General features: G+C 74.8%; 18 protein-coding genes. 6 read left to right on the top strand and 12 right to left on the bottom strand.

Translation table 11 applies throughout. From position 1 onward, the window contains the following. Positions 1 to 48 precede the first annotated feature (48 nt). Positions 49 to 807, top strand: a complete 759-nt coding sequence (locus ACFQS7_RS00090; RefSeq protein ID WP_380064976.1) for a sensor histidine kinase — start codon at positions 49 to 51, stop codon at positions 805 to 807. Between the two features lie 161 nt (positions 808 to 968). On the opposite strand, the gene ACFQS7_RS00085 is transcribed toward ACFQS7_RS00090, so the two are convergent. The 6 genes from ACFQS7_RS00085 to ACFQS7_RS00060 are packed head-to-tail and all read right to left on the bottom strand — an operon-like array spanning position 969 to position 8,933. Continuing rightward, positions 969 to 2,954 (bottom strand): DUF6212 domain-containing protein, encoded by a 1,986-nt coding sequence (locus tag ACFQS7_RS00085; RefSeq protein ID WP_380064975.1) that lies wholly within the window; start codon positions 2,952 to 2,954, stop codon positions 969 to 971. After that, the gene (locus ACFQS7_RS00080) at positions 2,951 to 5,629 is read right to left on the bottom strand and encodes a glycosyltransferase (protein ID WP_380064974.1); all 2,679 of its coding nucleotides are present in this window, start codon (positions 5,627 to 5,629) and stop codon (positions 2,951 to 2,953) included. The genes ACFQS7_RS00085 and ACFQS7_RS00080 overlap by 4 nt, the downstream gene beginning before the upstream one ends. Then, the gene (locus ACFQS7_RS00075; protein ID WP_380064973.1) at positions 5,622 to 6,779 is read right to left on the bottom strand and encodes a glycosyltransferase; all 1,158 of its coding nucleotides are present in this window, start codon (positions 6,777 to 6,779) and stop codon (positions 5,622 to 5,624) included. The genes ACFQS7_RS00080 and ACFQS7_RS00075 overlap by 8 nt, the downstream gene beginning before the upstream one ends. Beyond that, a complete protein-coding gene (rsmD, locus tag ACFQS7_RS00070; protein ID WP_380064972.1) occupies positions 6,776 to 7,333 on the bottom strand; it encodes a 16S rRNA (guanine(966)-N(2))-methyltransferase RsmD in 558 nt (185 codons plus the stop codon). Before rsmD ends, ACFQS7_RS00075 begins: the two co-directional genes overlap by 4 nt. Positions 7,334 to 7,339: 6 nt before the next feature. Continuing rightward, positions 7,340 to 8,221, bottom strand: a complete 882-nt coding sequence (locus tag ACFQS7_RS00065) for a pseudouridine synthase (RefSeq protein WP_380064971.1) — start codon at positions 8,219 to 8,221, stop codon at positions 7,340 to 7,342. Next, positions 8,214 to 8,933 (bottom strand): gamma-glutamyl-gamma-aminobutyrate hydrolase family protein, encoded by a 720-nt coding sequence (locus tag ACFQS7_RS00060; protein WP_380064970.1) that lies wholly within the window; start codon positions 8,931 to 8,933, stop codon positions 8,214 to 8,216. The genes ACFQS7_RS00065 and ACFQS7_RS00060 overlap by 8 nt, the downstream gene beginning before the upstream one ends. A gap of 68 nt (positions 8,934 to 9,001) precedes the next feature. Here ACFQS7_RS00060 and ACFQS7_RS00055 point away from each other — a divergent pair, with 68 nt between their 5' ends. Then, positions 9,002 to 9,433 carry a nucleoside deaminase gene (locus ACFQS7_RS00055; protein WP_380066178.1) on the top strand — a complete coding sequence of 144 codons (432 nt, stop codon included), beginning with the start codon at positions 9,002 to 9,004 and terminating at the stop codon, positions 9,431 to 9,433. Positions 9,434 to 9,500: 67 nt separating this feature from the next. Here the strand turns inward: ACFQS7_RS00055 and ACFQS7_RS00050 are convergent, their stop codons facing one another. Then, positions 9,501 to 9,680: a hypothetical protein gene (locus tag ACFQS7_RS00050; RefSeq protein WP_380064969.1), complete on the bottom strand. Its 180-nt coding sequence runs from the start codon at positions 9,678 to 9,680 to the stop codon at positions 9,501 to 9,503. 271 nt (positions 9,681 to 9,951) lie between these two features. Here ACFQS7_RS00050 and ACFQS7_RS00045 point away from each other — a divergent pair, with 271 nt between their 5' ends. Then, entirely contained in the window at positions 9,952 to 10,926 is a 975-nt protein-coding gene (locus tag ACFQS7_RS00045; protein ID WP_380064968.1) for a Bug family tripartite tricarboxylate transporter substrate binding protein, read from the top strand. Positions 10,927 to 11,049: 123 nt separating this feature from the next. Here the strand turns inward: ACFQS7_RS00045 and ACFQS7_RS00040 are convergent, their stop codons facing one another. The 5 genes from ACFQS7_RS00040 to ACFQS7_RS00020 all read right to left on the bottom strand — a co-directional run bounded on the left by ACFQS7_RS00040 (position 11,050) and on the right by ACFQS7_RS00020 (position 15,709). Further along, positions 11,050 to 11,304, bottom strand: coding sequence for a hypothetical protein (locus tag ACFQS7_RS00040; protein WP_380064967.1), 255 nt, complete (start codon positions 11,302 to 11,304; stop codon positions 11,050 to 11,052). 52 nt (positions 11,305 to 11,356) lie between these two features. Continuing rightward, positions 11,357 to 11,806 carry a DNA polymerase III subunit chi gene (locus ACFQS7_RS00035; protein ID WP_380064966.1) on the bottom strand — a complete coding sequence of 150 codons (450 nt, stop codon included), beginning with the start codon at positions 11,804 to 11,806 and terminating at the stop codon, positions 11,357 to 11,359. Positions 11,807 to 11,965: 159 nt separating this feature from the next. Continuing rightward, positions 11,966 to 13,384 (bottom strand): leucyl aminopeptidase family protein, encoded by a 1,419-nt coding sequence (locus tag ACFQS7_RS00030; protein ID WP_380064965.1) that lies wholly within the window; start codon positions 13,382 to 13,384, stop codon positions 11,966 to 11,968. Between the two features lie 13 nt (positions 13,385 to 13,397). Beyond that, positions 13,398 to 14,900: a leucyl aminopeptidase gene (locus ACFQS7_RS00025; RefSeq protein WP_380064964.1), complete on the bottom strand. Its 1,503-nt coding sequence runs from the start codon at positions 14,898 to 14,900 to the stop codon at positions 13,398 to 13,400. Positions 14,901 to 15,031: 131 nt separating this feature from the next. Further along, positions 15,032 to 15,709 carry a hypothetical protein gene (locus ACFQS7_RS00020; protein WP_380064963.1) on the bottom strand — a complete coding sequence of 226 codons (678 nt, stop codon included), beginning with the start codon at positions 15,707 to 15,709 and terminating at the stop codon, positions 15,032 to 15,034. Between the two features lie 130 nt (positions 15,710 to 15,839). On the opposite strand from ACFQS7_RS00020, the gene ACFQS7_RS00015 reads away from it, so the two are divergent. From ACFQS7_RS00015 to ACFQS7_RS00005, 3 genes are all read left to right on the top strand, one after another. Continuing rightward, complete coding sequence (locus ACFQS7_RS00015) at positions 15,840 to 16,262, top strand: hypothetical protein (RefSeq protein WP_380064962.1); 423 nt, start codon at positions 15,840 to 15,842, stop codon at positions 16,260 to 16,262. A 65-nt stretch (positions 16,263 to 16,327) separates the two neighbouring features. After that, a complete protein-coding gene (gene cysQ / locus ACFQS7_RS00010; RefSeq protein WP_380064961.1) occupies positions 16,328 to 17,095 on the top strand; it encodes a 3'(2'),5'-bisphosphate nucleotidase CysQ in 768 nt (255 codons plus the stop codon). Then, positions 17,092 to 18,069 carry an L-threonylcarbamoyladenylate synthase gene (locus ACFQS7_RS00005; protein WP_380064960.1) on the top strand — a complete coding sequence of 326 codons (978 nt, stop codon included), beginning with the start codon at positions 17,092 to 17,094 and terminating at the stop codon, positions 18,067 to 18,069. The genes cysQ and ACFQS7_RS00005 overlap by 4 nt, the downstream gene beginning before the upstream one ends. Positions 18,070 to 18,382 lie beyond the last annotated feature (313 nt).

Raw genomic sequence — 18,382 nt, 5'->3', positions numbered from 1 at the left:
CCGCCGGTCAAGACTTTCGAAAGACCGAGACAGCTAGAAGCCGGGCCCATGCCCGGCTTTTTTCTTGCCTGCCTGCTGCTTGCGCCGTTCCTCGCCGCGGCGATGCTGCGCGCCCGCCGCCTCGCCCACGCCCTGGCGACGGCCGAGGAGGCCGAGGATGCCGCCCGCCGCCAGGCGGAGGGCCGCGGCCGCTGCCTCAGCCTGGTGGCGCGGGAGCTCCAGGGGCCGGGCCTCGCTTTGCTCAGCCAATCCACCGCCCAGCCGGACGCGCTCGCGGTCGCCGCCGCGGCGCAGCAGATGCTGCGGCTGTCGGACGACATCGCCGAATACCTGGCGGTCGAATCCGGCCCCCGCCGGCTGGCGCCGGAGCCCCTGGCCGTGATCCCCCTGCTGGAAGCCGCGGTGGCCGAGGTCGCCGTCCGGCTCGGCGCCGGGCGGCGCGACTGGCGGCTGGCCGAGGACTTCGCCGGCCTGACCCTGCAGGCCGACCGCCGCGCCCTGCACGGCGCGCTCACCCAGGTGCTGACCCGGGCGGCGCGGATGACGCGGGACGGCGACCTGATCGACCTCCGCCCGGTGCTGACGGAGGAGACCGTGGCGATCGTGGTGGAGGACGAGGGCGCCGGCCTGCCCGCCGCCGACCTCGCCGCCGGGGCGCAGTCCGGCACGCGGGGCATCGGCTTCGGCCTGGCCATCGCCCGGTCATTGGTCGAGGCGCATGGCGGCACCCTGGCGCTGGAAGCGCTGCCCGGCATCGGCGGGCGGATCTGGCTGACCCTGCCGCGGGAGAGGTTGCTGGCTGCATGAAGCAGGGTTGGGAAGGGAAAGGTATTCCCTCCCCCGTTGGGCGCATGCGCCCAACCCCATCCCCTCCTTTACTCTGGGTTCGGTGTGGCCGCGCAGCAGGCGCCAACCCACGGAAATAGATGAGGGGCCTGGGGAGAATACCTTCTCCCCAGCCTTTCTTCCTACCCGGCCTTCTCCACCAGCGTCACCGCCGCCGCCATCTGCCGCGCGCTGGCGATCCAGCGCTCATACTCCTCCGGGTCGGTCGTGGCGTCGCGTGCCGCCGTCGCCACCACCGCCGGCAGCAGCCGCAGGATCGCCGCCAGGGTCGCCCGGTCGCGCTCCCCCTTCAGGGAGGCGGCGAAGCCGCCGGCCAGCTTCGCCTCGGTGATCTGGATATAGGGCCCCGCCGCATCCGAAGGCCCGGCCGGCCAGGTCTCGAACAGCACCGGCCAGTCCGGCCGCTGGCGGAACTCCAGCGAGGGCACCGCCCCGTTCACCGCCAGCTTGCAGCGCAGCCGCGGCCAGGCATGCGCGCCGGCGCGGACGCCCTCCATCAGCAGGTCGATATGCCGGTAGCTGCCGCCGGGCACCAGGAACCGCTCCAGCAGCCGCACCGCGGCGGCGACCGGCGCCTCGGCAGGCGCCGCGGGCAGGATGCGCAGCGGCGGCGGGGCGCGGCGGGCGGATTCGGGCGGCGGCTGCGCCGCGCGGGTGCCGGACAGCCGGGCCACCTCGACCCGCAGCACCTCCTCGGGGCCGGTCGCGGCGTTGCGCAGCACCAGCGCCACCACCGCCCGGCGCGGCGGGTCGGGCGGCAGGGCGAGCGCCAGCCGGCAGGTGCCGTCGCCGAACACCCCGGCATGCCAGCCGGACCAGCGCGCGCCCGGCGCGACGGTGGACAGCTCGGCCGCGGCGCCGATCGTCGTCCCCTCCGGCTGCAGCCAGAGCGCGGCCTCCAGCCAGGCGGCATCGCCCAGCGCCACGGCCAGCTCGGCCCGCAGCAGGTCGAGTCCGTTCAGCGGCACCGCCGGCAGCACCACCAGCGCCTGCTCCCCGGGCGCGAGCGCCGCCACCAGCCGGGCCGGCTGGTGGCCGATCGCCACCCGCTCCACCCGGCCTTCCGGCATCCGGGCGGCGTTCCAGACCTGCTGCGGCAGCTCGGCCGTGGCGCCGGTGGGGGGCGCCGGCAGGCCGATGGCCTCGCCGTCCCAATGCGGCGACTGCACCAGCCGGCGGCCGGGCATCGCGGTCCAGAGGCCGCAGGCCAGCGCCCGGCCCTCCCCGCCGCCGCCGGCGACCGAAGCGGCATGGCCCGGCGCCACCGGCTCGGCGCCGAGCGACAGGGCCAGCCGGTCGAAGCCGCCCAATTCGGCCTTCACCTCCAGCCAGGCGGTCTCGCGCAGCGGCCCGACCGGCTCCGGCAGGTCGAGCGTCAGCCAGCCCGCCGCCAGCGACCGGCCGGGCAGCACCCAGGCGCCGGCGATCCGGCCGCTCTCGGCGCCATAGAGCCGCACCCGCAGCACCGCCTCGGCCCCGGCCAATGCCTCCCGCAGATGCAGCGCGATGCTGGCCAGGCCTTCCAGCTTCACCCCCAGCGCCTGGCCGATGGCCAGCCGGCCCGCCTGCGCCGCCACCGCATGGCCCTCCGGGGAAGGCTCGACCGAGGCGACCAGCAGCGGCACGGCCGGCGGCTGGAGCTGCGCGGCGGCCCGGCGCAGCGCGGCCTGGGAGACCCGCAGCGCCTCGTGCTCCTGCCGCAGCGCCGCCAGCCCCTGCTGCGCCGCCATGCCCTCCGCGGCGCTGGCGGCGAGCGCGCCCAGGGCGGCGGCGGCGATCGCCGGCAGGGCGGCGGCGCCGGAGCCGGCCTCGATCACCGGCGGCAGCGCGGCCGGCGCGGCATCCCGCCACCAGCCGAGCAGCGCGGCGGCGGCGGCGGCCTCCGGCGCGACGATCGCCAGCGCCTGGCCGGGGGCGGCGGGCAGCGGGATCCCCGGCCCCTCGGCGGCCGCGCCAAGCGGATGCAGCCCCCCGTCCGCTGCCAGGACCCAGGACGCGAGGCCGGGCAGCGCCAGCGCCTCCGGCGCCGCGACGCCCGGCAGAATGATGACTTTCGGCCCACCGTCGAACAGCGCGGCGAGCCGGCCGGGGGCGACCCGGGGGTTCATGGCGCGATCCAGGCCGGCGCGTGCATCGCCCGGTCGTCGATCACCGGCGGCGCGGCCGCTTCCGGCGCCGGCACCAGCGCATCCAGCCGGGCGAGGAATTCCTGCATGCCTGTCTCCCAATCCAGCGCCGCGGCCCTGGCCGCGGCGGCGGCGCCCATGGCCCGCAGCCCGGCGCGGTCGGCCGCCATCCCCTGGATGGCCTCGATGAAGCGGGCGATGATCGCCTCCTCCGCCAGCTCGGCCGGGACCAGCACGCCGTCGGTCCCATCGGTGACGATCTCGGCCACAGCGCCCACCTCGGTCGCGGCCACCGCGCAGCCCATGCGCTGCGCCTCCAGGATCACCAGCGGCACGCCCTCGAAGCGCGACGGCAGCACCAGCAGGTCGGCCCAGGCATAGAGCGCGTCGAGCGCGGCCGGGTCCTGCACCGGCGGCTCCACCGCCACCTCCAGCAGCGGCCGGGTGCCGTCGCTCAGCACCTCGCGGCCCACCACCCGCCAGGCCACCGCCGGCCCGCGGGTCGCGGCGATCATGGCGGCCAGCCGGTCGATGCCCTTCTGCGGGTCGAGCCGGCCGATGAACAGCACCCGCAGCGGGCCCTCCCGCGCCGGGCGCGCCGCCCGCGCCGCGGCGACCCGCGCCGGGTCGGCCGCATAGCCGGGCGCGTTGCGCACCAGCAGCAGCTTGTCGCGCGGGATGCCATGGCCGATGCACCAGGCGCGCAGCGCGTCCGAGATCACCAGCAACCCGTCATAGGCGTGTTCATAGGCGGCCAGCGAATGCGGGTTGCCCAGCGGCTCGTCCCAGCGGGTGCGTTCGACCAGATGCAGGCCGCCGAAGACCCGCACCCCCAGCCGGCGCAGGCTGGCGGCCAGGGCATGGCAGCCCATGGCATGGGTGTTCACCACGGCGTCGCAGCCGGCCAGCACGCCCAGCGCATCCGCCGCCGCCGCGTCGCGGTCCATGTGCGAGGTGGTGATGCCGAAATAGCCGGCATCGTATTCCAGCCACTGCTCGCCGAGCCCCTGGAACAGGGTGACGCTGTCGAAGCTCGCGCCGACCTCCGGGCCCCAGTCCATGCGCAGCGCGCCGGCGACGACCAGGTGGGTGCGCCAGCCGCGGGCGCGCAGCACCTGCGCCTGGCGCAGCAGCACCTTCTCCACCCCGGCGAAGGAGAACAGCGGCAGCAGGAAGCCGATGTCGCGCTTCCCCGGCGCCGGCAGCCGCGGCAGGGTGGCGCCCAGCCCGATCGCCGCCCGCGCCTCCATCGCCATGCCGCCGCGCTTGCTGCGCCAGTCGGTCCGCCACGGCCCCGGCAGCCCGGCGGTTGCCGCCTGCAGCCGGCCGAGCGCGGCGATCTCCGCCTGCAGCAGCCGCAGGGTGGCGGCGGAGGCGGCCGGCACCGCCCCCGGCAGGGTCAGCCGCAGCCGGGCGATGCGCGGCAGCGGCACCTCGCCGTCGAGGCTCGCCACCGCGGGCGAGAGCGGCTCGGCGGCGAAGCGCAGCAGCCGCTCGCTGCCCAGCAGCAGGACGGGGGCGGTGGCGATCGCCGCCGCGGGGTCCTGCCGCAGCTCGAAGCGGAGCTCCGCCGCCTCGGCCGCGGCGAGGTCAAGCGCGACCATGTCGTGGTCCCGCAGCAGCCGCTCCGCCCACCAGAGCAGCATGGCCAGCAGCCCGTGGCGGCGCAGCAGGCCGAGCGCCCCGGCCTCGGCGAAGACGCAGATCGCCGGGGCATGCACCGCGCCGGGGGTCCGCCCCGCCTGCACCAGCCGGGCGCGCATCGCGGCGGGGGCGAGGCGCTGCACCTGCCCGGGGTCGAGGCAGAGGCCGACGGCGGGGTCGTCCACGGTGAAGACGGCGAAGCGCGGCGCCTCCGCGGCCTCCAGCCGCAGCAGGGCGGCGGGCCGCAGCAGCGGCGCATGGCGCTCCCGCAGCAGCCGCAGCAGGTGGTCGCGCTGCCGCTCGGCGGCGGTGAGCATGCTTTCCGGCCGGCGGCGGTAGAGGAAGCCGGCATCCGGCAGGTGCTGGCCGCGGAAGCCGGCGCGGGCCGCCTGCAGCCAGAAGTCCCAGTCCTCGAAGCCGGCCCGCATGGTGGCGGTGTCGAAGCGCAGGCCCTGCTCCAGCAGCGCCCGCCGCACCAGGCTGCCGGCCTCGCAGTAGTTCTGCACCAGCAGGTGCAGCAGGGAGAATTCACCGCCCGTCGCATAATTCGCCGCGGCGCCGAAATCGTCGACATCCGGGTAGAGCCAGCCGACCTCGGCCGGCGCCGCCCGCAGCGCAGCCCAGGCGCGCGCCAGGAAGCCCGGCAGCAGCCGGTTGTCGGCATCGAGGAAGAAGACCGCCCCGGCGTTCGGGAAGGCGGCCAGGGCGAATTCGATGCCGGTGTTGCGCGCCGCGGAAAGCCCCTGGTTGCGCTGCCGCAGCAGGCAGACCCGGCCGGGATGGGCGGCGGCGTATTGCAGCGCCACCGCGGCGGTCGAGGGCGAGGGGCAGCCGTCGTCCACCACCACCGCCGCGACCGGCGGCGCCCCCGCCTGCGCCAGCACCGAGGCCAGCGCCTCGGGCAGCAGGCCGGGCTGGTTCCAGGCCGGGACGATGACGACGATCGCCACCGCCGCCGGGTCCTGCGGCGGCGCGGGCGGGGGCAGGGTCAGGGCCGCGCGCGAATCAGGCAAGGGCGGCCCGGATCAGGCTGAAATAGCGGCGGAGCATGGCGGCCTCGTCCAGCGCGACGGCGGATCGGTAGGCCGCATCCACGGCGGCCCGGGCGGAAGCGGGGTCGTTCAATCTCACGGCCGCTTTATCTGTCAAGTGTGCGACGCCCCCCGCCGGGGCGATGGCCGCCAGGCGTGGCGCCTCCGCCCCGAAGGCCTCCAGCGCATCGCCCGAGGCGATCACCGGGCAGCGCCGCACCGCGGCCTCCAGGAAGACCAGCGGGCAGCCCTCCAGCCGGGAGGGCAGCAGCAGCGCATCGGCCGCCAGCAGCCAGTCCGGCACGTCGTCCACATGGCCGAGCAGCCGCAGCGGCCCGTCGCGCCGGCCGGCCGGGCTGGCCGCCAGCGGGGCGCGCAGCGAGCCCTCGCCGAGCGCGGCGAGGGTGGCGCCGGCCGCCGTCTCCAGCCGCCGGGCGATCTCCGGCAGCAGGTCGGCGCCCTTCGAGAGTTCGAGCCGGCCGGCGAAGACCAGGAGCTTCGCCTCCGGCGAAAGGCCGAGCCGGCGGCGCTGCCGCGCCCGGGCGGCGGCGCGGTCGACCGGGTCCACCGGCAGCGCCGGGACGCCGTTCGGCACCACGGCGAAGCCGGCCTCCGGCAGGCCCAGCCGCGCGGCGGCGCGGGCGGCGACCGGGGCGGCGACGGCGGCCCAGCAGAAGGGCGCATCGGGCAGCGCGGCGAGCACCGCCAGCGCCGCCTCGGGCAGCGGCGGCTCCGGCTCGCGCGGTGCCAGGTGGTGGATGACCAGGCTGGGCAGCCCGGCGGCGTGCAGGCCGCGGAACAGGCCGAGGCCATGGGTCGGCCAGGGCAGCGGCAGGATGACCAGGTCGGGCCGGCTGGCGGCCAGGGCCTCGGCCAGCGCCGCTTCCTGTCGGTCCATGTTGGCCTCGGGCGTGGCCCTGGGCTGCCAGCCGAGCGGCACGGCCAGGCGGTGCACCCGGGTCGGCCAGCCCAGCATGGCGGCGAAGCCGGCGTCCAGCGCGGGCTCCAGCGCCACGGTCACCGCGACCCCGGCCTCGGCCAGCGCATTGGCCAGGGCGGCGCTGTGCTTCTCGGTCCCGCCCAGCCCCATCGAGGGCAGCGCGACCAGGGCGCGGGCGAGGCCCGTGGTCACGCCGCGGCTTCCAGGACCAGCAGCAGGGCCGGGCCATGGGCGCGGTCGGCCAGCAGGGTGAAGCCGGGCGGCGGAGCGGTGGGGGGGACACCGTATTCGGCGCAGACCAGGGCGCCGGGGGCGATCCAACCGGCGGCGGCCAGCGCGGCGAGCGCCGTCTCCATCACGCCCTCCCGGTAGGGCGGGTCGAGGAAGACCAGGTCGCAGGGCCACTGGGCGCGCGGCGGCCTGGTCGCGTCGGCCGGCAGGACGCGGCAGCGCGCCTCCTCCCGGCAGGTGGCGATGTTGGCGCGCAGCGCGGCCAGCGCCGCGCGGTCGTTCTCCAGGAAGACGGCCGAGGCGGCGCCGCGCGACAGCGCCTCGAGGCCCAGCGCGCCGGTGCCGGCGAAGGCGTCCAGCACCTTCGCGTCCTCGATGCGTTCGCGGCCCGCCCAGGGGGCGTGCCAGAGCATGTCGAACAGCGCCTGGCGCACCCGGTCGGCGGTCGGCCGCGTGGCCTGCCCGGCGGGCGCGGCGAGGCGCCGGCCGCGATGCTGCCCGGCGATGATGCGCAAGCCCGGCTAACCCTGGTCCGCCTCGGGCGGCTCCTCGGCCGTGGCCCGGCCGGCGCGCGCCTCGGCCTTCACCTTGCGCAGCCGCGCCTGCGCCGGGGTGTCGGTCTTCAGGCCGAGCTGGTCGCGCATCACCTTGGGGTTCACCTCCTCGACGCTGCCGCGGGTCAGCGACCCCAGCTGGAAGGGTCCGTAGGCGGTGCGGATGAGGCGGGAGACCTTGAGGTTCAGGTGGTCCATGACGCGGCGCACCTCGCGGTTCTTGCCTTCGTGGATCGCCACGGTCAGCCAGGCATTGGCGCCCTGGCGGCTGTCGAGCCCGGCCTCGATCGGGCCGTAGCGGACGCCTTCCACGGTCACGCCCCCGGCCAGGCCGGCGAGCAGGCGTTCGTCGATGAAGCCGTTGACCCGGACGCGGTAGCGGCGGAGCCAGCCATTGGCCGGCAGCTCCAGCCTGCGGGCCAGCGCGCCGTCGTTGGTCAGCAGCAGCAGGCCTTCCGAATTGAGGTCGAGCCGGCCGACCGAGACGACCCGCGGCAGGCCGGGCGGCAGGGCGGCGAAGACGGTCTGGCGGCCCTTCTCGTCCTTGTGGGTGGTCACCAGCCCGACCGGCTTGTGGTAGCGGAACAGCCGGGTGCGCTGGGCATTGGCGACGATGCGGCCATCGACGGTGACCAGGTCGCCGGGCTGGATGAAGGTGGCGGGGGTCTCCACCACCCGGTTCTCCAGCTTGACCCGTCGCTCGGCGATCAGCTTCTCGGCGTCGCGCCGGCTGGCGACGCCGGCGCGGGCCAGCCACTTGGCGATGCGCTCGCCGCGCTCGGCGGGCTCGGCCCCAGGCTGGTCCGCGCCCTGGTCGATGATGTCGTCGTCGTCGTCGAGGTCATCCATGGCGGCATGCCTCGACGAAGGCCCGGAAGATCAGCGGGTCGGCCGGGTCCACCGCATATTCCGGGTGCCACTGGACGCCGAGGGCGAAGCGGTGGGCGGTCGATTCGACGCCCTCCACCACGCCGTCGGGGGCGAGCGCGTTGACCACGGCGCCGGTCCCGGGCGTGGCGACCGCCTGGTGGTGGGCGCTGTTCACTGCCATCCCTTCGGTGCCGGTGATGCGGGCGAGCAAGGTGTCGGGCGCGATGGCGATGGGATGGCCGGGCTCGGTCCGCGGGTTGGGCTGCTCGTGCTCCAGCGCGTTCGCCACCGTGTCGGGGATATGCTGGATGAGCGTGCCGCCGAGCGCCACCGCCAGCAGCTGCTGGCCGCCGCAGATGCCCAGCACCGGCATGTCGCGCGCCAGCGCGCCGCGGGTCACCGCCAGCTCGAAATCCGTGCGCCCCGCCTTCAGCGTGACCGTCGGGTGGGTGTCGCCGCCGCCATACAGCGCCGGGTCCACGTCGAAGGCCCCGCCGGTGATGACCAGCCCGTCGATCTCGTCGAGATAGGCCTCGGCCAGGTCGGCATCGTGCGGCAGGGCCACGGGCAGGCCCCCCGCCGCGGCGATGGCGGAGAAGTAGTTCTTGCGGAGGGCGTACCAGGGCAGCTTGGAGTAGCCGCCCGGCTCCTCCGCATCCAGGGTGACGCCGATGACGGGGCGGGTGCGCATGCGGGTTGCTAGACCTGATCGCCCTGCCGGTACAAGGTCGCGCGATGCCCCTTCCCCCCAATCCCGCCATGGAACGCGCCCTGGCGGAGGCCGCCGCCGCCGCGGCGCGGGGCGAGGTGCCGGTCGGCGCGGTGGTGACGGATGCCGCCGGCGCGGTGCTGGCGGCGGCGGGGAACGCGGTCGAGGCGCGGCACGACCCCTCCGCCCATGCCGAGATGCTGGCGCTGCGGGCGGCGGCGGCCGGGCGCGGGGCGAAGTACCTGACCGACTGCACCCTGACCGTGACGCTGGAGCCCTGCCCGATGTGTGCCCAGGCCGCCAGCTTCTTCCGCATCCGGCGGGTGGTCTTCGGCGCCTATGACCCGAAGGGCGGCGGGGTGGACCATGGCGCGCGGATCTTCGCGGCACCGAGCTGCCACCACGCGCCGGAGGTCGTCGGCGGGGTGCGGGAGGCGGACTGCGCCGCGCTGCTGCGGGGCTTCTTCGCGGCGCGGCGCTAGCGCGGCCTGCGGATCCGCCGGTTCGGCGGGCCGCGCCAGGCCATTGCCTGCCAGGCGGCGATCCGCCTCAGGACCGCGTCTCGGTCACCGCCAGGGGGTGAACCGGTTGCTCGGCCTCCGCCACCTCGGCGGCCGGCGGTTCCGGTTCCTCCGCCGCCGAGGCGGCGGACAGCGCGGTGCCGGCGAGGCTGGCCGAAAGCAGCAGCCGCCGCAGGAAGTCGCCCCAGGGATCGGCGCGCTTGTCCATGCGCCTCACCCTCGGCCCGTCCGTGATGGGGATGCTGACCTGCCTGTCATGCTCCGTACCCCCGGTTGCAGCGGCAGTATGACACAACTGCTGTGGCGTAATCGCGGCAGAAACAATACCGAATGTTTCCAGGGGGCGGGTTATGGTGTCAAAGCTCGTCACATCGGGGTGATCCGGGTGAAGCGGCCAAGTCACGGGGGTGGCGACGCGGTCGGCGTCCCGGGCTAGAAGCCCGGCAATGTCATCCGCAACGACCAAGGAACAGGACTGCATGATTTCCCGCCGCGGGCTCATCGCCGCATCCCTCCTGCTGCCCGGGGCGGCGCAGGCGCAGGCGCCGGAGGCCTGGCCGTCCCGCCCGGTTCGTATCCTGCTGGCCTACCCGCCCGGTGGCAGCACCGATGTGCTGGCGCGCACCCTGGCCGACCGGCTGGCGGTCGCGATCCCTGGAGCAAGCTTCGTGGTGGAGAACCGGCCCGGCGGCGCCGCGGTGGTCGGCACCCAGGCCGCGGCCACGGCGGCGCCGGACGGCTACACGCTGGCGCTCGGCAACAACCAGACCCATGCGGCGAATGCGGCGATGGTGCGCGACCTGCCCTACCGCCCGGTCGAGGACTTCGCCCCCATCGGCCGGCTGGCCGAGGTGCACCACGCGCTGGTGGTGCCGGCGGCGTCGCCGGCGCGGAGCCTGGCCGAGCTCGCGGCGCGCGGGAAGGGCGGCGGGCGGCTGACCTATGCCTCCTCCGGCGTCGGCTCGGCCAGCCATGTGATCGCCGAGAGCTTCGTCAGGCGGCAGGGGCTGGAGGCGACCCATGTGCCGTACCGGGGCGGCGCCCAGGCGGTGACCGATACCGTGTCCGGCACGGTGGACTTCTTCGTCTCGACCTGGCCGCAGGTGGTGGCGCTGGTGCAGGACGGGCGGCTGCGGTGCCTGGGGCTCGGCGCCCCGGCGCGGCTGGCGGCATTGCCCGAGGTGCCGACCTTCGCCGAGGCCGGCGCGCCCACCATGGCGGTGGATGCCTGGTTCGGCCTCTGGGCCCCGGCGCGGACGCCGGCCGCCATCGTCGCCCGGCTGTCGGAGGCGCTGCCGCGCATCCTGGCCGAGCCGGAGATGGCGGCGCGGCTGGCCGGGCTGGGCTTCACCCCGGCGCCGCTGCCGGCGGCGGAATTCGCGGCGTTCCAACGGGCCGAGGTGGCGCGGTGGAAGGCGCTGGTGGAGCTGACGGGGATCCGGATCGAGGGCTGAGGCGCGGGTCGGCCGGCAGGAAGGCCTGGCCTCGCCGCGCGGCGGGTGTCGGCGCAGAAAAATGGCTGAGGGGTCCGCGGAGAATATCTTCTTCCCGGTCTTTTCTTGCCCATGGCCGGCTGCTCAAAGGTACTTGCCCCGCTCCAGGATCTCGAGCGTGTACTCCCGGTAGCTCATCCCCAGCGTCTCCGCCCGGGCGAGCCGGCTCAGCATCACCTCGCGCGGCGCTGCCCAGGCGCGCTTGCTGGCGCGGCGCCAGAGATGCAGCCGCCCGGTCTCGTCCGGGTCGAGCGGCGGGCCGCCGTTGTGGCCGATGCGCGGCGGCGGCGCCTCCGGCAGGGGCAGGGGCGGCAGGCGATGGCGTCGGCGTGGGGTCATGGCCGGGCTCCCAGGGCGGGACGGACCGAGCAAGCCCCGGGCCAGCCGCGCCTCACGCCTTCTTCTCCCAGCCCCGCTGGCCCTGCTGCCAATAGGACAGCGCATGCCCGGCCGCCTTGGCCGCGGACCAGCGCCGGCGGGCCGCCGCCACCGCCTGCTCGTCGCCGCCGTCGAACAGGTCGAGCACGCGGTCGAATTCGGCCAGGCGGGCGCTTTCGGCGCCATCCAGCAGCACCAGGAAGCGGGCGCCGTTGGGCGCCTCGGCATCCTCCGCCGACAGCCAGATCGGCTGCTGCGCCGCATGGCCCGCGGCCTTGCTGCCATGCGGCAACCAGTCCGGGTCGGTCGAGAGCCACAGCGCCGCATCCAGCGCCGCCACCCGCTCCTCGGAGCCGCACAGCACGCAGGCACGCCCGCCCCCGGCCAGCACGCGGCCGAGCAGCTTGGGCAGCGCCTGGTCGAGCGGCGTGCGGGTGAGGTGGTAGAAGGCGATCTCGGTCATGCGGGGCGCATCGGCATAGCATGCGGGGGGCAAGGCCAGGGAGGAGGTATCCGCCCTGGACCCTTCCCTATTCCTGTGGGTCGGCCCCTCCCGCGCGGCAGGCGCCAACCCAAGAAATGGAAGCGTGGGGAGGGAATGCTTCCCCCTCCCCACCCTTCCTCAATGCCGGTCCGCATCCTCGAAGTAATGCGCCACCAGCGCATCCAGCAATCGGGCGCCGAACCCGCTCGGCCCGGCCGGCCCCAGCGCCGCCGCCTCCGCCCGGGCCGCCACCCCGGCGATGTCGAGATGCGCCCAAGGGGCATCGCCGGCGAACTCGCGCAGGAAGGCCGCGGCATGGCAGGCATCCGGCAGCAGCCGGCCGGCCAGGCACTGCTTCAGGTCGGCGATCCCGCTGCGCAGGTCCTCGCGGTGCCGGGCGCCGATCGGCATCGGCCAGAGCCCCTCGCCCACCGCCTCCCCGGCCGCCGCGGCCTGGGCCAGCAGCGCCGGGTCGTTGCCGAACAGCCCGGCCCGGTGATGGCCCAGCGCGGTGACGACCGCCCCGGTCAGGGTCGCCAGGTCCAGCATCGCCTGCGGCCGGAAGCGGCTTGCGTAGTGCAGCGCATCGGCCAGGACCAGGCGGCCCTCGGCGTCGGTGTCGACCACCTCGACCGTCTTGCCCGATGCGGTGCGCAGCACGTCGCCGGGGCGGTAGGCGCCGCCGCCGATGCTGTTCTCGGCCAGCGCCAGGACCGCCACGGCCGGCGCCGGCGATTGCCGCAGGGCGAGCGCCAGCATGGCCCCGGCGCAGGCCGCGGCGCCGGCCATGTCGCCGCGCATCGCCGCCATCCCCGCCGCCGGCTTGAGGCTGATGCCCCCGGTGTCGAAGCAGATGCCCTTGCCGACGAAGGCGACCGGCGCCGCGGCATGGCTGCCGCGCCAGCGCAGCACCGCCAGCCGCGGCGGGCTTGGGCTGCCGCCGCCGACCGCCAGCAGCGCGCCCAGCCCTTCGCGGGCCAGCCGCTTGCGGCCGAGGATGTCGACCGCGATGCCGTGCTCGGCCAGCGCCTCCAGCCGCGCGGCGAAGGCCCGGGTGGTGAGGTGGTTGCCCGGCTCGGCGGTGAGGTCGCGGGCAAGCAGGCAGCCGCGCACCGCGGCCGAGATCCGCGCCCAGTGCGGCGCCGCCGCCTCCGGGCTGTCGACGATGAGATCGAGCGCCTGCAGCCCCGGGCCGTCCGGCCGGCGATGCGGCTCGAACCGCCAGGCGCGCAGGCAGGCGCCGGCGGCGAGCGAGGCCGCCGCCTCCGGCCCCAGGCCGCGGGCATCGAGGCCGAGCCGGGTCGCCGGCCCGGCCGCGGCGGCGGCGGTGCCGCCGGCGATCTCCCAGTCCAGCGGCCGCTTCGCCGCGCCGGCGCCGACCAGCAGCAGGCGGCCCTCCGGCCCCGGCAGGGCGAGGCATTGCTCCGCCGCGCCGGTGAAGCCGGCGGCCTCCGCCGCGGCGCGGAGCGCATGCGGCACCCCGGCGCCGGCGGCGACCGGGATGGCGCGCAGCCTGTCCCTGCCGCGCGGCGCCCGCCGCAGCCGGACCTTCAGCATCGGGCGGTGACGCTCACCCCTCGTAGTGGTCCGCCACCAGCCGGTCGAGCAGCCGCACGCCGAAGGCGGTCGCGCCCTTCGGCACGGTCGGCAGGTCCTTGGCCGACCAGGCCGTGCCGGCGATGTCGAGATGCACCCAGGGCATCGGCCCGGCCTTGGTGTCGACGAAGCGCTGGATGAACTGCGCCGCGGTGATCGACCCGCCCGGCCGGCCGCCGACATTCTTGATGTCGGCGATGTCGGACTTGATCTGCTTGTCGTAGGCCTCGCCCAGCGGCATGCGCCAGCAGGCCTCGCCCACCGCCTTCCCGGCCGCGGCGACCTGCTGTGCCAGCGCGTCGTCGTTGCTGAACATGCCGGCGTGTTCGTGGCCCAGCGCCACGATGATCGCCCCGGTCAGGGTCGCCAGGTCGATCATGAAGCGCGGCTCGAAGCGCTCCTGGCAGTAGTGCAGGACGTCGGCCAGGACCAGGCGGCCCTCGGCGTCGGTGTTGATGACCTCGACCGTCAGGCCGGCCGCGGTCTTCACCACGTCGCCCGGGCGCTGCGCATCGCCCGACGGCATGTTCTCGACCAGCCCGACCAGGCCGACCGCATCCACCTTCGCGCGGCGGCCGGCGAGCGCGGCCATCAGGCCGATGACGGCGCCGGCGCCGGCCATGTCCCACTTCATGTCCTCCATCCCGCCGGCCGGCTTGATGGAGATGCCCCCCGTGTCGAAGGTGACGCCCTTGCCGATGAAGGCGACCGGCTTGCCCGACGGCTTCCTGTTCTTGCCCCCGCCGGCGCCGTTCCACTGCATCACCACCAGGCGGGGTTCCCTGGTGGAGCCCTGGGCCACGCCGAGCAGCGCGCCCATGCCGAGCTTCCGCATCTCCTTCGGGCCGAGCACCTCCACCTCGACGCCCAGCTTCTCCAGCGCCTGGCAGCGCTCGGCCATCTCCTCGGGGTGGAGGATGTTGGGCGGCTCGGAGACCAGGTCGCGGGACAGGAAGACGCCGTCGGCGACAGCGCGCAGCGGCGCCCAGGCGGCCTTGGCGGCGGCGGCGGCCTCGGTGGCGACGGCGACGCGTTCGAGCTTCGGCTTGTCGTCCTCCTTCTCCGTGGTGCGGTAGCGGTCGAAGCGGTAGCTCTTCAGCAGCAGGCCCATGGCGAAGGCGGCGGCGTGCGGCGCGCCGAGGCCCTCGGCGGCGATGGTCGCCTCGCGTTCCGCGCTGACCAGCGCCAGGGTGGCGCCGCCGGCGGCTTCCAGGCCTTCCGCGCTCAGCTCGGCGGCCTTGCCAAGGCCGATGGCGACCAGCTTCGCGGGGCCGCCTTCCGGCAGCGGGGCCCAGAGGGTGCAGGACTGGCCCTTGCGGCCCTTGAAGGCGGCCGCCGCCAGGGCGCGGGCGACGGCACCGCCCGAGGCCGCGTCGATCGCCTGGGCGAGGCCCGCGAGCACCGCGTCCTCGGCCAGGGGCAGCACCAGGGCGCCGTGGCGGGGCAGGGCCGGCTTCACGAAGGCGATGTCGAGCATCCGCGGATGATCCTTGCAGTGGGAGTTCGCGGGACGATAGCACCGGGCGGCCGGGGCGCCACATGGGGTGCGGGGGGAGGAGGCCGCGAGGCGTTGGGTCGGCCCGGCTTGTCTGACGGCCAGTAGGCGTATTACTGGACAAACGTCTTCACGAAGGGTGTTGGATCGGCGCTTTCACTGGTCCAGTCGGCGCGGCTGGGATGGGTAAGTGTCAGGACGTGCAGTCCACCAGCGTTGCGGTGCGCCAAACTGGTCCAGCGTCTATTGTTGTTCTCCACAAAGCTACCGACCTCTTGCGTAGCCTCAAGCTTCTCGCGCACCCAGGCCCCGGCCGTTCCGCCCAGACATACCACCAGGGGGATTTGTAGGCCTTCGATCACCGCCTGATGGACGGGCCAGCACCGGCGGAAAAGATCGGCGCTGTCTTCCAGAGTAGCTGCGTTGGCAGTGCGCTCGAAAGCGATGTTGCTTGCCGGTGTCATACGGATGTCGCGCTCGATGCGGCTGAACAAGTGCTGCACGCGGATCTGCATCGGCGAATACCTGGGCGGATCGTTGGGGCCCGAACCGCCTGCCCAATGCTCATCCACATAGGCCGACCACTCGGCCGGAATTGACGTCCGGTACGACTCCATGTTGGATGATATGCTGCCGCAGGCCAAGTCGGCTGGGTTGCCCCCTGGGTTGAGCCCCAAGACATAAAGTCCCGGGCGATTATGGGGACGAAAGGCGTTCCGCCCGGTGTAGAAAACCGAGCCCGAGCGGACATATAATTCCTTGTCAACAAACTTGAATAAGTCTTCGAACATCGTTGCGCCCTTTCTAATCAGCGACTGGGACAATAAACGTTCAAGAAACCAAAATCTTAATGTGAGGTAATTCCGGAGCGACCCCGCTACGGCCCCGGCGAATTCGCCCGACCTGCTGTCAGGAACACCGATGCGAAGCGAGACCGCCGTGCCCCCACAGGTCGGCATTTTCTGGTTCGTGGTTGCGGGCGTCACGCATATGCTCAGCCGAGGCTGTCCACTCGATGCCGCCGAGGCCTATGGCGATTGCCTCACTTTCCCCGATGGCCATGCCGAGGTCTGGGAAGCCTGGCGCAAGCGGGCCCTGCCGCTTCCGGTCCCGGCCCTCGGGCCGGTCATCGCCGCGACCGAATACGAGGTCTGGCCGCGCGGCCGCATCGTCTACGAGAGAACGCAGCAGCGCTTCGTGATCTACAGCGATGCGCAGTTGCTGCTGCCGCGGCGGCTCGACCGCATCCGCGCCGACTTCGGCCTATTGGGCGAAGTGTCGGTGGGACGCACCGACTGGCATTATACGCGTGCGACCCGCCTGCCCGACGACGCCGAGGCGTAACCCGCCCAGGCCTACCGCGCCCGCCCCGGTTCTGCCGCCGCCCCTGCCCTGCTACACCCTTCCGCATGACCGATCCCGAACTGCTCGACCTCGCCGCCGACCTGGCCCGCCGCGCCGCCCATGCGATCGAGGCGGTGAAGCGCGCCGGCTTCGCGGTGGAGCGCAAGTCGGACGAAAGCCCGGTGACGGAAGCCGACCGCGTCGCCGAGGCGCTGATCGTCGAGGCGCTGCGGGCCGCCACGCCGCAATACCCCGTCGTGGCGGAGGAGGAGGTCTCGGCCGGCATCGTCACCGCCGCGGCGCCGCGCTACTGGCTGGTCGACCCGCTCGACGGCACCCGCGACTTCGCCAAGGGCCGCAGCGAATATGCCGTCTGCATCGGCCTGGTCGAGGCCGGCCGCGCCGTTCTCGGCGCCATCGCCCTGCCGGCGACGGGCGAGGTGTTCGGCGGCCTGCTCGGTACCGGCGCCTGGAAGGAGGACGGGGCCGGCCGGCGCGCCATCCGGGTGCGGGCGGTGCCGCCGGAGGGGCTGACCGTGCTGGCCAGCCGCACCTATGCCGACGACCCGCGCATGGTGCCCTTCCTGGCGGGACGGCCGATCGCCGAACGCCGGCCGGTCTCCTCGGCGCTGAAGTTCTGCCGGGTGGCGGAAGGCGCGGCCGACCTCTACCCGCGCTTCGGCGGGACCATGGAATGGGACACTGCGGCCGGCCAGGCGCTGGTCGAGGCGGCCGGCGGCGTGGTGACGCAGGTGGACGGCAGCCCGCTGCGCTACGGCAAGCCGGGCTGGCGCAACCCGGATTTCGTCTGCCATGGCGGCGCCGGTGCATGACGGAGCAGCTCGGCCCCGGTGACGTCGCCCGCGCCGCCGGCCTGCTGCGGCAGGGCGAACTCGTCGGCTTCCCGACCGAGACCGTCTACGGCTTGGGTGGCAACGCGACGGACGGCCGCGCCGTCGCCGGCATCTTCGCCGCCAAGGGCAGGCCGCAGTTCAACCCGCTGATATGCCACTACCCGGATGCCGAGGCCGCCTTCGGGGACGTCCGCGCCGACGACCGGGCGCGGCGGCTGGCGGACCGCTTCTGGCCCGGCCCGCTGACCCTGGTGCTGCCGCGCCGGGCGGCCTGCCAGGTGGACCTGCTGGCCGGCGCCGGGCTCGACACGCTGGCGGTGCGGGTGCCGGCCAACCCGATCGCGCTCGACCTGCTGCGGCGGGTGGGCCGGCCGGTGGCGGCGCCGTCGGCCAACCGGTCCGGCGCGGTCAGCCCGACCACGGCGGCGCATGTGCTGGAAGGGCTTTCCGGCCGCATCGCCGCGGTGCTGGATGGCGGCCCCTGCCCGGTCGGCGTCGAGAGCACGGTGCTGGACCTGACCGGGGCCGGCGCGGTGCTGCTGCGCCCCGGCGGCGTGCCGGCCGAGGCGATCGAGGCACTGCTCGGCAAGGTCGGCCGCGCGCTGCCCATCGCCGCGGCGGCGGCGACCGAAAGCCTGCGCTCACCGGGGATGATGCTGTCGCACTATGCGCCCGGCCTGCCGGTGCGGCTCGGCGCCGACAGCGTCGGACGGGATGAGGCGCTGCTGGCCTTCGGCCCGGCCCTGCCCGGCGCCGCCGTCACCTGGAACCTTTCGGAGGCCGCCGACCCGACCGAGGCCGCGGCGCGGCTCTTCGCCGGCCTGCGCTGGCTGGACGCGGAAGGCACCGCACGCGGCTGCCGCCGCATCGCGGTGATGCCGGTGCCGGAGGGCGGGCTCGGCGCCGCGATCAACGACCGGCTGGCGCGGGCGGCGGCGCCGCGCGGGGGGTGATGGGGTAAGGCCAGGGAGGAGGTATCCTCCCTGGACCCTCCTCTATTCCTCTGGGCCTGGCACCTGCCGCGCGGCAGGTGCCGGACTCACAAAGAATCAAGGGCGGGTTTGGACGCATGCGTCCAACGGGAAGGACATGCTTTCTCCTCCCCAGCCTTGCCTGCTTCCCCGCCCCGCTGTGGCCCGGTAATTACCCACCCCCCTTGCGCGGGAGTGGGTTGGCTGATTCGATCCTGGCATGCAGCGGGACGCGCTTGAGCGGCTAAGCAAGGCAGAGCTGATCGAGCTGGTGCTGCGGCTGCAGCGGCCGGAG

Source organism: Dankookia sp. GCM10030260, assembly GCF_042666655.1.
In the GTDB taxonomy this organism is placed as follows: domain Bacteria; phylum Pseudomonadota; class Alphaproteobacteria; order Acetobacterales; family Acetobacteraceae; genus Paracraurococcus.
This window is presented reverse-complemented; position numbering and strand designations above follow the sequence as displayed.

Coding starts and splice junctions, on each gene's coding strand:
- ACFQS7_RS00045 (WP_380064968.1), top strand. CDS start 9,952: ATGATTTCCCGCCGCGGGCTCATCGCCGCATCCCTCCTGCTGCCCGGG.
- cysQ (WP_380064961.1), top strand. CDS start 16,328: ATGACCGATCCCGAACTGCTCGACCTCGCCGCCGACCTGGCCCGCCGC.
- ACFQS7_RS00085 (WP_380064975.1), bottom strand. CDS start 2,954: ATGAACCCCCGGGTCGCCCCCGGCCGGCTCGCCGCGCTGTTCGACGGT.
- ACFQS7_RS00025 (WP_380064964.1), bottom strand. CDS start 14,900: ATGCTCGACATCGCCTTCGTGAAGCCGGCCCTGCCCCGCCACGGCGCC.
- ACFQS7_RS00020 (WP_380064963.1), bottom strand. CDS start 15,709: ATGTTCGAAGACTTATTCAAGTTTGTTGACAAGGAATTATATGTCCGC.
- ACFQS7_RS00035 (WP_380064966.1), bottom strand. CDS start 11,806: ATGACCGAGATCGCCTTCTACCACCTCACCCGCACGCCGCTCGACCAG.
- ACFQS7_RS00055 (WP_380066178.1), top strand. CDS start 9,002: ATGGAACGCGCCCTGGCGGAGGCCGCCGCCGCCGCGGCGCGGGGCGAG.
- ACFQS7_RS00050 (WP_380064969.1), bottom strand. CDS start 9,680: ATGGACAAGCGCGCCGATCCCTGGGGCGACTTCCTGCGGCGGCTGCTG.
- ACFQS7_RS00065 (WP_380064971.1), bottom strand. CDS start 8,221: ATGGATGACCTCGACGACGACGACGACATCATCGACCAGGGCGCGGAC.
- ACFQS7_RS00090 (WP_380064976.1), top strand. CDS start 49: ATGCCCGGCTTTTTTCTTGCCTGCCTGCTGCTTGCGCCGTTCCTCGCC.
- ACFQS7_RS00030 (WP_380064965.1), bottom strand. CDS start 13,384: ATGCTGAAGGTCCGGCTGCGGCGGGCGCCGCGCGGCAGGGACAGGCTG.
- ACFQS7_RS00060 (WP_380064970.1), bottom strand. CDS start 8,933: ATGCGCACCCGCCCCGTCATCGGCGTCACCCTGGATGCGGAGGAGCCG.
- ACFQS7_RS00005 (WP_380064960.1), top strand. CDS start 17,092: ATGACGGAGCAGCTCGGCCCCGGTGACGTCGCCCGCGCCGCCGGCCTG.
- ACFQS7_RS00040 (WP_380064967.1), bottom strand. CDS start 11,304: ATGACCCCACGCCGACGCCATCGCCTGCCGCCCCTGCCCCTGCCGGAG.
- ACFQS7_RS00015 (WP_380064962.1), top strand. CDS start 15,840: ATGCGAAGCGAGACCGCCGTGCCCCCACAGGTCGGCATTTTCTGGTTC.